The sequence below is a fragment of the Micromonospora sp. ATLC16 genome, from assembly GCF_057196645.1.
This window is the reverse complement of record NZ_JBXUOW010000053.1, coordinates 1-12,420: the sequence shown is the minus strand read 5'-3', so window position 1 is coordinate 12,420 and position 12,420 is coordinate 1. Positions and strand designations below refer to the sequence as shown.

The following is a 12,420-nucleotide window of genomic DNA, read 5'->3' as shown; positions in this document are numbered from 1 at the left end:
GGCCGGTCCCGTGGCTGGCTCTCCGCGCGTCGCCGAACCGATTGATGTCGGCGAGGCGAATCCACGCCTCGGGCTTCCCTCGTTTCGGGGCGCGGAGCCGGTGGCGTTACGGCGCTACGGCAGCGTCGCCGCCTACGGGCGGACCCGAGCGTGACAGCATGATCCGCTCCAGTCGCATTCCCGCCCTACTGGCGGTCGTCTTCACGGCCGGGCTGCTCGGCGCCTGCTCGGCAACGACCCCTCAGCCTCGTCCGCAGCCGTCCGTGGCGTCGTCGCCCCAGCTCGTAGACCCGTCGGTGAACTACCACGACCCGCACGCGGTGTGCGCGGCGTTCGCCGTCGCCGCGCATCGCGTGGACACCTCCGTCGACCGTGATCGCGCCGACGCTTACCGGCGGGCCGCGATGTACCTGGACGCCAGGTTGGCTGCGGCGGCGGTCGACCAGGACTCGGCGCGCCAGACCCCGCAATGGCAGGAACTGGTCCACCACCGCGCCTACACCGACGTTCAGCTCGGCCCGTACGCCGGCGACGCGCTCCCGCCCGATACCGCCGAACAGCGGCACGTCGGCGCACTCGTGACAGTGCAACCGATCGGGCGTGACGGCTGGCGGGGCACGCTCGAACGCCACACCGTCGTGTGCGGCCTGCGGCCGAGCACGGTCGGGTGGCGGATCAGCGAATACGAGATCGGCTGATCGCGATGACCAGCACGAACGGACAAGCCAGCCCGACATCAGTGCGCGCCCTCGTACTGCTGCTCACCGGCGTGGTGGCCATTGCGGCCGGTCTGGTCGCCTTCGTGGCCTCGGGCGCCGCCACCCTGCTCGCCGCGAGCCCGGCGCTGGTCGCCACCTCCGCCAGCGGCCCACTCAACGTCGACGCCATACCGCCCCATGCTCGTTACCTCGCTCCCTGGGTGGTCCGCGCCGGATCGATCTGCCCCCAGATCACGCCGCCGATGATCGCAGCGCAGATCGACCTGGAGAGCAGTTGGCGTGCCGACGCCGTCGCCGACAACCCGCCTGAGCGCGGTGGGCCTGCCATCGGCATCGCGCAGTTTCAGCGCGGCACGTGGGCGAGTTGGGGCGACGACTACGACAACGACGGGCGCAACGGGCCGGACGACCCCGAAGACGCCATCTACGCGATGGGTCGCCTGATGTGCGATCTCGTCGCGTGGGCCTCCCGCAACATTACGGCGAACGTGCTGAACGGCGACCCGCTCGACATCGCCTGGGCCGGCTACTTCTGTGGCCGCGGCTGCATCGCCAGCGCCGGCGGGGTACCGGCTGCGGGCAAGGCACACGACTATCCCCAGCAGGTCCGCTCCCGCATCGGCAAGTACACCCTCGAAGCAGGAGGCACTGGCGCCTGGCGCCTTCCGCTACCCGCCGACAGCTACCAACTCGTCAGCAGGTTCCGGCCGCCATCGCGGCCCAGCCACGACGGTATCGACCTCGCCGCGGCGACCGGAACTCCGATCTACGCCGCTGCGGCTGGCGTCGTCCTAGCCGCCCGGTGCGACAGCGCGTACTGCGACCGGCCCGGAAACCCGAACCTGCCGGGCTGCGGGCTGCTGGTCAACATCAACCACGGCAACGGCATCGCCACCCGCTACTGCCACGCGGTGCGTCTCGCCGTCTCCGCCGGCGAGCAGGTCCAGGCCGGGCAGCTCATCGGCTGGGTCGGCAGCACAGGTCGCTCCTCCGGTCCACACCTGCACTTCGAGGTCCACCGAAACGCGCCGCCGCTGACGGCTGCCAACGCGGTCGACCCGCTGTCGGCAGCCACGAGCCGCGCCTGTCACCCGTGCCGCCAGTTGCTCTACGGGCAGTGTCCCGTCGAGGGTGACAGTGCCGGCCGGCAGGGTCTGAGCCGCTTGGGCGCACCGATTCACCTGGGCCAGCCGCCAGGTGCGGACCTGCGCGTCTCGGGCTGGATCCTGTGGCCAGAGCGACTGCGCCTCGATCCGCCTCCGGATGACGTCGGTCGGAACGGTGATGAAGTAGTGCGTGACGTCCATGCCGTGGGCACGCAGTCCGGTGAGGATCTCATCGAGGTAGGGCCAGACGACGACGGTCATGGGCACGACCAGTGTCCGCTGGAATTCCTGCGCGAGTGCGACCGCCGTGTCCACGACGCTGCGTCGCCATACCCGCAGGTCCTGGAAGTCCCCGCTGGGCGGTAGCGGCACGATCTCCCTAAGCATGAACCCAGGTAGTTCGGCGTCGAAGAGCAGTAGCTGGGGATCGTCCGCGATCAGCTGCTGCGCCAGCGTCGTTTTCCCCGCGCCGAACGCGCCGTTCACCCAGATCACCCGCACGGACTGTTCTCTCCCGCTGGTTCGAATGCTGGCCTCCCCACCGTAATCGGCGGCGCGGCGTGATGTACCAGCAGCCGGTCGCGGGAGTCGGCGGTAGTTCAGGTCGGCGATGCGGTCGTACTCAGCGATCAGCACACCCCCGGTGCCCAGCACCTGATCGCAGCGGGTCCAGAACGGCCGCTCGGGGAGCTGTCGGCCGGTTTCGGTGTTCGCTATCGAGCTGCGCCCGTACTGCACGAGCCGGGCGAGCCCGTGCTGGGTGCGGCCGGCGTTTTTGCGCAGGTGGGCGAGGCGGCGGCCGAGCGCGCGGCGGGCGGCGGTGATCTCGTCGTGGTCGACCATCGCTGCTGCCACCCCCGGGTTGCTGCGGTCACGATGAGCGAACACCGTAGCCGCACCCGGTGACACTTTTCGGCTGCCACTGACGGCCTTTGCCTGGCTGTCTGCGGCGGTCGTGCGGGCTCTCGACGCCCTGCCGGCAGGCCGGGACGGCAGTGCTGGCGGTGTCGGAGTTGGTGTCGGAATCTGCCGACAATGTCAGCGCACGGCGCTGCGGGCGTGTCGCCCCTGCCCCGTCCTACCGTCTCCGCATGCCTTCCGGACGTCGCGATTTCACCGCCGATCTGCCCCGTAAGCGGATGGCCGCCGGGCTGCTGATCACCGATGCGGACGAGCGGGTTCTGCTGGTTGAACCCGCTTACAAGGCGCAGTGGGAGATCCCCGGCGGGTGCGTCGAGGCTGACGAGTCGCCGTACCAGGCCGCGATCCGAGAGTGCCGGGAAGAGCTCGGTCTGGGCATGTCGCCAGGTCGGTTACTCGTCATGGACTGGGTGCCGGCCCGAGACGGGCGCACCGAGGGTGTCATGGTCATCTACGACGGCGGGACCCTCGATGCCCCCGCGACGGAACGGATCGTGGTGCCGCCGGAAGAGTTGAAGGGCTGGGCGTGGTCCGACCCGCCCCAGACCGCCCAGCGGTTACGGCCGCTGCTGGCCCGCCGGATCGCCGAGGCGCTGCGCGCCCGCGCTGACGGGTGTAGCTACTACCTCGAAGACGGAGTCCGCGTCACCTGACCGCAGGCCAACGGGGGCTCTTCCTGCGAAGGCACCGCGTCGGCGGCGCCAACCGAGATCACCGACAGCGGCACCTGCGCGGTCCCGCCGTCGGCCACGAGACACCACCACCCACCGCAGTTCACCCTGCTCACCTTCGGGAGGTACCGCCATGCCCAGAATCGACCACCCCGACCGGACGCCCGCCCGTCTCCAACCGCAGCGGGATTCGGTGTTACCGGAGTTGCGGGAGGTGTGGTGGGAGACCGGTGTGCGGGCGCGGGCACAGGCCGGTCTGTTCGCCGTCTTCTCCGAGCTGCCCCGGCTGGTCTGGGCCGCGCTCGTGGTGAGCTGGCGCGCCGACCGGCTGCGGACGTCAGTGGTGGCAGCGACGACGGTCGGAGCGGGGGTGATGGCGGCGTTCGGGCTCCTCGCGGCGCAGCGGGTGCTGGTGGAGCTGTTCGCCGGCGGACCGACCGCCGACAAGGTGGTGGCCGCGCTGCCCGCCCTGGCCGCGCTGGCGGCGGTGACGGCCTTGCGCGCCGGCATGGCCACCGCGATGGGGTACGCGCAGAACGGCCTGACGCCGAAGGTGGACCGGGAGGTGGAACGCGGGTTGTTCGAGGTGACGACGGCGGTGCGGTTGGAGGCGTTCGACGCCGACGCGTTCGCCGACGACATGGAACGAGCCTCCCGGGGCGCGAACTCCACCACCGGCCTGGTGCAGGCGTCGATGAACCTGCTCGCCGGCCTCGCTGGCGTCCTCGCGGTCGCGGTCGCCGTGGTGGTCGTCCACCCGCTGTTGTTGCTGGCCCTGCTGGTGGCGACGGTGCCGAACGGGTGGGCGTCGCTGCGGGCCGGGCACCTGCGCTACCAGACATACGCTGCCGGGTCGGTACGGCGTCGGCGGTTGTGGCTGCTGCACCGGTTGATGGCCGAACGCGACTCCGCCCCCGAACTGCGCTCCTACGGGCTGCGGGGGTTTCTGCTCGACCAGTACGACCGGGTCATGGCCGTCGAGACCGGCATCCAACTGGCCCTGGCGCGGCGGGTCACCACGACGACCACCGTCGGCGCGATGATCGGTGGGGTGGCGACCGCCGTGGTGTACGTCCTGCTCGGGCTGCTGCTCATCGACGGGCAGATTCCCCTCGCCGCCGCCGCGACCTGCGTCATCGCCGTGCAGTCCGCGCAACGGTCCCTGGCGGTGGTCACGTTCCAGGTCGACCGGGTTTACACCGAGGGGCAGCACTTCCGCGACTACACCGGCTTCATGACCCGCGCTGCCGACTACCTGCCAGCGCACACCGAACCCGCCGCAGAGCTGCCGGCACCGGGCCGGCTGGAGGAGATCACCGTCGACGCGGTGAGCCTGCGCTATCCCGACCGTGACACGCCGGCCGTCGACGAGGTGAGCCTGTGCATCGAGGCGGGGCAGACGGTGGCGTTCGTGGGGGAGAACGGCTCCGGCAAGTCCACCCTCGCCACCATGATCGCCACTCTCCGCACTCCCACCGGCGGCACCATCCGTTACAACGGCCGACCGGCCGAGGACTGGGGCACCGATGCGCTGCGGGCGCGGGTCGGGGTGGTGACGCAGGAGTACCACAAGTGGCCGTTCACCGCTGCCACGAACATCGCCGTCGGCGACATCACCACCACCCCCGGGCAGACCCGCATCGAGGCCGCCGCCGGCCGCGCCGTCGCCCACGACATGATCATCGATCTGCCTCACGGGTACGAGACGTTGCTCGACCGCACGTTCGCCGGTGGGCAGGACCTCTCGGGTGGGCAGTGGCAGCGCATCACCGCCGCTCGCGGGTTCCTGCGCGACGCGGACGTGCTCATCATGGACGAGCCGTCGTCCGCCCTCGACCCCCGTGCCGAGGACGCCCTCTTCCAGGCCATTCGAGACCGGCAGGGGCGCGGTATCACGATCCTGATCACTCACCGGCTGGCCAACGTTCGCCACGCCGACCGTATCTTCGTCCTGCACCACGGCCGTCTCGTCGAGTCCGGCAGCCACGACCACCTGATGAACGCCGACGGGCGGTACGCGGAGCTGTTCACCCTGCAAGCCGCCGGCTACGAAAACACCGGCCCCGCTGCGGCGGCGCCCCGGCAGACCGCGACCGCCGGACGGAGCACGCTATGACTACGTCGAATCCCACGAAGCTTGCATGTGCAAGTCACCCAGTCTTAGGGAGGACGCCTCGCAGGCGTGAAAGCCGGGCAGATAGGGGCATAGTGGGGTCTGCCTTACCGGTCAGATCTGTGAAGGCTTTTGCCAAGCGGTGGCTTCGAGGGTGCGCCAGAGCGCTCGCGGCGCAACTCTGCATCCGGCTGGGACAGACCGGCGAGCCGACACCCGCGGGGCGGTGAACGTGGCCGAACGGATCCGTATCGCCATCGCGCAGACTCATGTCGCCGCCGACCCGGCCGCCAACGGCACCGCGATCCGGGCCGCCGTGCGGCAGGCCGCCGACGGCGGCGCCCGGCTCGTCCACTTCGCCGAAGGCGCGCTGAGCGGCTACGCGGGTGCGGTCAAGCCGCACTACGCCGGATGGCACATCGACTGGGCGCCGGTCGCCGAACAGCTGGCCGCAACGATGGCGCTGGCCGGTGAGCTCGGGGTGTGGGTCGTGGTCGGCGGCAGCCATCGGCTCACCGGAGACCACTGGCCCCACAACTCGCTGTGGGTGATCAACGACAGCGGTGATTTGGTCGACCGGTACGACAAGCGGCTGCTGTCGCACAACGAGGTCGGCGGTTTCTACACCCCGGGCGAGCACGTCTGCACCTTCGCGGTGGATGGGTTCACCTTCGGCTGTCTGCTCTGCATCGAGGTCAACTTTCCTGAGCTGTGGATGCAGCAGGCCGACCTCGGTGTGGACTGCGTGCTGTTCTCCAGCTTCTCCGAGGACCCGATTTTCGAGATCATCGCCCGCGGGCACGCTGCCACCACTGGATGCTGGGTCAGCATGGCCGTGCCCGCCCAATGCGCGCCGGCCGCGTCCTGCGCGCTGATCGGCCCGCACGGCTATCTGCTGCGCTGCGCGAGGTCGGACGGTCCGGATGTCGTCTGCGTCGATCTGGACCGCACCGATGCGGACCTGGATATCGCGCTGAACAAGGTTCGGCCGTGGCGAGCCGCCGCCCGGGCCGGTGACATATACGCCACCCGTCGGGTCACCGATGCCCGCAGCCTCGACCGCACCCAACCCTGAGCCTCTGCAGAGGGAGTAGCCGTGACCGACCTCGACCGGGTCTTCGACGCCGTACCGGGCCTGATCTACACCCACCATGAGCGGCACGGCGAAACGGTGCACCGCTCGGCACCGGAGTCGATCCGTCGCGAGCTGGCTGCCCTGCAGGTCCGCGCCGGGGACCGGGTGCTTGAGATCGGTACGGGCTCCGGGTACAGCGGTGCGCTGCTCGCGCACCTGTGCTGCCCGGACGGCCAGGTCACCAGCATCGACATCAGCGACGAACTTGTCCGCCGCGCGGCAGCCATCCACGCCGAGCGTGGGGTAACCAGCGTCGACTGCCATGTTGGCGACGGCCTGGCCGGCTACCCCGCCGCAGCGCCCTTCCATCGAGTTGTTTCGTGGTGTGCTCCGCCGCGGCTGCCGAAGGCGTGGACGCAGCAGGTTGTGAACGGTGGGCGGATCGTCGTCTGCCTGCCGATCACGGCCCTGCCGTCGACCACGTTGATCGCCACCATCACCGTCGCGGCCGGGAAACCTCGTATCGAAGCCCTCGCCGGGGGCGGCTACGCCCAGAGCACGCCCGTCGCGGTCGACGATGCCCTGACCGTCCCCGGCCGCTGGGTCGACTACTGCGACCGCCGGCCCGATCCGTCCTGGATCGGCATCTGCTGGCGCGCTGCCGACGACGCTCAGCACGCCGGCGCCCGCTCCGCCCTCGGTCAGCTGCTGCATCCCGGGTACACCGACACGTATCGGCAGATGGAGCTGCACTGGCGCTCCTGGTACACCTGGACGTCTGCGCTCGGCGACCCGCAGCTGAGCCTGGTGTCGCTGCGCAACGAGATCCGCGGACTCGGTCACACCACACCAAGTTCGGCGGCGGTGATCCTGACCGATGGCAGGGTCATCGCGGAGCCGGCCGGACTCGCCGTCCCTGCGCTCCTTGCGGACCTGGCTGCAACGGTGGGAACACGGCGGCCGTCCGGCACCCGAGTCCTTCGCCCGCACCCTGGTGCCGCACGACGGCCCTGACCTCGCTGGCTGGGACCTGCAGGTCGGCCATGGCTCCGTGACCACCCGACCGGCAGCCGCCGCGGCGCGTCGATGAGCCTCGCCGCCCTTGAGCAGGCCAACACCCGAGGCGGAAAGGCGCGCAGCCACCCGCCACCACGATCGCGTACACCGTGGCCGCCCTGGAACAGATCCACCGCAGGCGACCCTTCTCCCTGGACGGCTGGGCAGAGCACTCACCCCCCGCCGGCCTGGCCCAACTTCCCGCTCCCGGCGACTGACCCGGCGAGTGCAGCCGCTGCCTCACTGCGCCCGACATGCTCGCACTCTCCCCGCTCGGCAGCCACCTCGTGAACGGAGGCCTCCCGTTGACTGTTGTCTTCAAGCCGGACGGCATCGACACCTGCGACCTGCCCCTGGCGGGTACCGGCCGACTGGCCGCTCCCGGCCCTGCTCGACGGCGTGCTCAACACCCACCAGTGACGCGGACGGTAGCGGCTTCGCCGCACCCGCGCCCGACACCCCGCATCACGCAGATGAACACCTCCGAACACCTCCGGAAAGGACAGCAGGAGTGGACACCACGATCGAGAGCACCTCACCGGACCGGCTCCGCGCCGACCTGGTAGCAACCCTGACAGCGAAGAACTGGATCCGCACACCAGTGATCGAGCACGCCTTCCGGACGGTGCCCCGGCACCTGTTCGTGCCGGACACGGTCACCCCGCAACAGGCGTACGAGGATACGATCGTCGTGACCAAGCGCGGGCCCGACGGCAAGTCGACCAGCACCGTCTCGGCGCCATATCTCCAGGCTTATGCCTTAGAACAGGCCGATTTGCGGCCGGGCGCACGCGCCCTCGAGGTCGGCTCCGGCGGTTTCCAGGCGGCCTTGATGGCCGAACTAGTCGGCCCGGACGGGCACGTGGTCACCGTCGACATCGACGCCGACATCACCGGCCAGGCCCGCACCTACCTCGACCGGGCCGGCTACCCCCAGGTTCAGGTCCTGCACGGCGACGGCAATCTCGGCCACCCACCGGGAGCGCCCTTCGACGCGATCATCGTGTCCGTTGAGGCCGGCGACATCGCCCCGTCCTGGATCGAGCAACTCGCTCCGGGCGGCAGGATCATCGTTCCGCTGCGGATGCGAACTCTGACTCGCTATCTCACTCTGCGGCGATCCGGTGATCATCTCGTCGCGACCGCGGCGCTGCAATGTGGCTTCGTCGCGATGCAGGGCGACGGCAGCCAGCTCGCCCGCCGGGTGCCGCTGCGCGGCAACGACATCGTCCTGCTGCTCGACGATCCGACCGAGGTGGATGCCGGCGCTCTCACTGCTGCCCTCGACCAGCCGCGACGGGAGGTGTGGTCGCCTGTCACCATAACCATGCACGAGCTTGAGTCGTTCGAACGCTTGCACCTGTGGCTGTCCAGCCAGCCCCGCCCGTTCGGTGCCCTCGCCGTCGACCGGCAACGTACCGAGGGCCTGGTCGACCCGCAGGACCGGTTCACCTGCCCGGCCCTGCTCACGTCCGGCAGCCTCGCCTACCTGACCATGCGCAAGATCGGCGATGACCGGTGGCAGTTCGGCGCTCACGGCTTCGGCCCCGACGCGCATGCGCTCACCGCCGACCTGCTTGACCTCATCGCCGTCTGGGACCGTGACTACCGACACGCACCCGCTCCGGAGATCACGGTCCACCCGCACGGCACCACCCCACCACCAGCTACCGGGCAGCCACAACTCGTCGTGGCCCGTCGACACACCGTGATCGCCACGACCTGGTCCATGCCGGGGGGTGCGCGGTGACCACCGGATCGTGCATCGAACGCCATTCCCCGCACTTTCCAACGTTGGTGATCATTCGGGGAAATTCCGGCAGTGGGAAGACCACGACCGCCCGTGAGGTACGCCGCCGTTTTGGACGCGGTGCGGCCCTGCTGGAACAGGACTACCTGCGCAGGACCGTGCTCCGGGAACACGACAGCGCCCGCATCAACCCGGTCGCCCCGGCGTTTATCGCTGCTACGGCGCGCACCGCCCTCGATCTCGGTTACCACGTCATCCTCGAAGGCATCCTGCACACCGAACGCTACGCGACCGTCCTGCACCAGCTTATCGGCGACTATCCCGGACCGGTCGCCGTGTTCTACCTGGACGTGTCCTTCGACGAGACCGTTCGCCGCCACCTCAGCCGCGACGAGCCCACCCCCGTGACCCCCGACGAGATGCGCCGCTGGTACACCGACCGCGACCTGCTCGACATCCCCGGGGAGACCGTCATCGGCGAGACCAGCACCTTCGAGCAGACGGTCACCACGATCCTGCACGCCAGCGGCCTTACCACCGTCGTCCCGCAGACGCCCTGCCCACGACGATGCCCGCACTGCGCTCGCAAAGCCGACCAGACGACCACCGCGACGGAGGCTTCGTGACGCCGCCTCCGGACCGGAATTCCGCAGCTCAGAGCCGCTCATGTCCACAGCAAGGCACTCAAGGCGTACGCCGGGGAAGAAGGATCGTATCGATGAGAGACATGCCGCCGACGTCGCGACAGACAACCGAAGTGACCAGCACGTTCGTGATCGATGGTGTTCCGGGACGGCTGGCCACCATCGCCACGTCGAACGGCGAGGTCGCTCACGTCGACCTGCGGGCCGGCACGCACAACTCCACCCTGGCCGGGCTCACCGACGCCCTGTCTACCGCGATCACCACCGCACTCCGAGCCGGAGCACCCCCAGCGTTCGTCGATGCGTTCCGGCGTACCCGCTACGTTCCAGCCGGCGCAACCGGTGATCCGCACGTGCCGTATGCGACGTCGCTGGGCGACTACCTCGCCCAGCGCCTGCACCACAACCACCCCGACGGGCAGCAACGGCCATGACGACGCCGCCCGCCGGCTGGGCGGACCCGGCAGACGTTGGGCGCGGTGACGAGTTGCGGGAGTTGGTCAGGGCCAACGTGCCGCTGATGCGGGCGCTGACCGTGGTGCGGGACTCGGGGCTGCCCGACGCGTGGATCGGCGCGGGTGTCCTGCGCGACCTGGTCTGGGGACGGCGCTACGGCACCGGGTTCGACCTGCGTACGGTGCGGGATGTAGACGTGGCGTTCTTCGACCCTGCCGACCTGAGCCGGGACAACGACGATCGGGCCACCGCCCGGCTGGCCACGACCGAACCGGGCGTGCCGTGGGAGGCGAAGAACCAGGCCGCCGTGCACACCTGGTACCCGCGCCGGTTCGGCGGGCCGCCGGTCCCACCGTTTCGCGGCATCGCCGAGGCGGTCGCGACCTGGCCCGAGTACGCCACCGCTGTCGCGATCCACCTCGACCCCGACAATCACATCGAGGTCTGTGCGCCGCATAGCCTTGATGATCTTCTCGACGGCGTGTGGCGACGCAATCCCAACCGAGTCAGCGAACAGGCCTCCTACGAGCGGCTTTCCCGCCACCAGCCGGCGCAGCGGTGGCCGGGAGGCCGCGTCATCACCAGCCCTCCCGCACACAGGGAGGACCGGTGACCGGGTTGTTCCTCGTCGATGGGCACCAACTGCTCTACTGCGCTTGGTTCGGATTCCCTGCCCGGATCACTAGCCGCGACAAGACCCGCGACCTGACGGGCGTGTTCGGGTTTCTCGCCCTCATGCGCAAAGCCCACCGCCTTCACGCACCCGACCACGAACTCGTCGTCGTCTTCGACGGCGAACACGCCGCCGCCCGGCGCGCCGCCGCCGTGCCTGGTTACAAGGCGAACCGGGCTGGTGCCGACCACACGCCCATCGCGTCGCTGCCCGACGTCAAGCGGGCGCTCGACGCCGCAGCCGTCCGCTGGACAGAGATCGACCAGATGGAAGCCGACGACGTTATCGCCACCGCCACCACCAGTGCCGTCCAGGCGGGCCGATCCGTCGTCTGCTACTCCAGCGACCGGGACTTCTACCAACTCCTACGGCCCACCGTCACTGTCGTCACCCCACGCCGCACCGTCATCACCGCCGCCGATATTCACCACCGCTACCGCATCCACCCCCGCCAATGGCCGGACTACCGGGCCCTCACCGGCGACCTCGCCGACAACATTCCCGGCATCCGCGGCATCGGTCCCACCACCGCCGCCATGCTCCTCACCGACGGCTGGCACCTCGACCAACTCCCCAACAGCCCTCGACTCCGCAACCCACGCTGCCACCCCATCACCCACCAATGGACCGAGCTGCTCGCTTGGCGCGACGCCATCCGCCTACGTTCCGACATCCCACTCCCCGACACGCTGATCACCGGCCAGCCCACCGCGCCCCTGCCTAGCGCGGCCCACCTCCTCGACCGACTCCACCTCTGGTAACGCCCGATCCGGCCGGCCCGAATTTCTGCGGCAGCCCGGTGGCGGCGTTCGACTACGGCGACACGCTCATCGGCATCAACCTCACCGCCTTGGACGACCAGGACGACCCCCTTCTCGTCCCGGTCAACCAGTCCTTCCGCGACGACGCGGTCACCTGGCTGCCTCAGGTCCCCGACACTCAGCACAGCATCAGCTGATTGCCTGGTGCCGGGAGGCAGACAGCACCAGCCCGAAGCCTGGGGGTTCTGCCGGGGGACTGCGGAACGTGTCCACGGCTACCGTGCATTTGCCCGAACATCGTCGTGCCGAAGAGGGGCGACGCTCCGACACGCCAAACCCCAATTGGAACACTCGTTCAAGGCTACTAGCCTCGATCCGTCAGAGGGTGTGGCTCCCTGCCTGACCGTTTTGGCTTGACCGTTTTGTCCGCTAGGTTTGGGTGTGGGATCGCCACGTGTCGCTGTGGGCGCGCGAG

Annotated in this window: 11 protein-coding genes and 3 pseudogenes; 12 read left to right on the top strand and 2 right to left on the bottom strand. The window is 69.6% G+C overall.

Translation table 11 applies throughout. The annotated features are described in order from the left end of the window. Positions 1-158 precede the first annotated feature (158 nt). Together AC2CHE_RS20135 and AC2CHE_RS20130 are read left to right on the top strand one after the other, a co-directional pair. On the top strand, positions 159-698 hold the full coding sequence (locus tag AC2CHE_RS20135; protein ID WP_484506430.1) for a hypothetical protein: 540 nt from the start codon (positions 159-161) through the stop codon (positions 696-698). 5 nt (positions 699-703) lie between these two features. Next, a pseudogene (locus AC2CHE_RS20130) lies at positions 704-1,741 on the top strand (M23 family metallopeptidase); the annotation flags it as partial. Between the two features lie 237 nt (positions 1,742-1,978). Here AC2CHE_RS20130 and AC2CHE_RS20125 read toward each other — a convergent pair. Both AC2CHE_RS20125 and AC2CHE_RS20120 read right to left on the bottom strand, forming a co-directional pair. Next, a pseudogene (locus tag AC2CHE_RS20125) lies at positions 1,979-2,260 on the bottom strand (AAA family ATPase); the annotation flags it as partial. 111 nt (positions 2,261-2,371) lie between these two features. Further along, positions 2,372-2,668 (bottom strand): annotated as a pseudogene (locus tag AC2CHE_RS20120) (helix-turn-helix domain-containing protein); the annotation flags it as partial. A 248-nt stretch (positions 2,669-2,916) separates the two neighbouring features. Between AC2CHE_RS20120 and AC2CHE_RS20115 the strand changes: the two are divergent. From AC2CHE_RS20115 to AC2CHE_RS20070, 10 genes are all read left to right on the top strand, one after another. Beyond that, positions 2,917-3,399, top strand: coding sequence for an NUDIX domain-containing protein (locus AC2CHE_RS20115; RefSeq protein ID WP_484506429.1), 483 nt, complete (start codon positions 2,917-2,919; stop codon positions 3,397-3,399). A gap of 151 nt (positions 3,400-3,550) precedes the next feature. Beyond that, entirely contained in the window at positions 3,551-5,533 is a 1,983-nt protein-coding gene (locus AC2CHE_RS20110) for an ABC transporter ATP-binding protein (RefSeq protein WP_484506428.1), read from the top strand. 223 nt (positions 5,534-5,756) lie between these two features. Beyond that, complete coding sequence (locus AC2CHE_RS20105; RefSeq protein ID WP_484506427.1) at positions 5,757-6,605, top strand: carbon-nitrogen hydrolase family protein; 849 nt, start codon at positions 5,757-5,759, stop codon at positions 6,603-6,605. A gap of 21 nt (positions 6,606-6,626) precedes the next feature. After that, positions 6,627-7,619 carry a protein-L-isoaspartate O-methyltransferase family protein gene (locus tag AC2CHE_RS20100; protein ID WP_484506426.1) on the top strand — a complete coding sequence of 331 codons (993 nt, stop codon included), beginning with the start codon at positions 6,627-6,629 and terminating at the stop codon, positions 7,617-7,619. A 553-nt stretch (positions 7,620-8,172) separates the two neighbouring features. Further along, complete coding sequence (gene fxlM, locus AC2CHE_RS20095) at positions 8,173-9,411, top strand: methyltransferase, FxLD system (RefSeq protein ID WP_484506425.1); 1,239 nt, start codon at positions 8,173-8,175, stop codon at positions 9,409-9,411. A gap of 14 nt (positions 9,412-9,425) precedes the next feature. After that, complete coding sequence (locus tag AC2CHE_RS20090) at positions 9,426-10,037, top strand: AAA family ATPase (RefSeq protein ID WP_091331976.1); 612 nt, start codon at positions 9,426-9,428, stop codon at positions 10,035-10,037. A gap of 131 nt (positions 10,038-10,168) precedes the next feature. After that, complete coding sequence (locus tag AC2CHE_RS20085) at positions 10,169-10,489, top strand: TSCPD domain-containing protein (protein WP_091329984.1); 321 nt, start codon at positions 10,169-10,171, stop codon at positions 10,487-10,489. Then, entirely contained in the window at positions 10,486-11,124 is a 639-nt protein-coding gene (locus tag AC2CHE_RS20080) for a nucleotidyltransferase family protein (protein ID WP_484506424.1), read from the top strand. Before AC2CHE_RS20085 ends, AC2CHE_RS20080 begins: the two co-directional genes overlap by 4 nt. Next, positions 11,121-11,945 carry a 5'-3' exonuclease gene (locus AC2CHE_RS20075; protein ID WP_484506423.1) on the top strand — a complete coding sequence of 275 codons (825 nt, stop codon included), beginning with the start codon at positions 11,121-11,123 and terminating at the stop codon, positions 11,943-11,945. The genes AC2CHE_RS20080 and AC2CHE_RS20075 overlap by 4 nt, the downstream gene beginning before the upstream one ends. 38 nt (positions 11,946-11,983) lie before the next feature. Then, positions 11,984-12,142, top strand: coding sequence for a hypothetical protein (locus AC2CHE_RS20070; protein ID WP_191088747.1), 159 nt, complete (start codon positions 11,984-11,986; stop codon positions 12,140-12,142). The last annotated feature ends 278 nt before the right edge of the window (positions 12,143-12,420 follow it).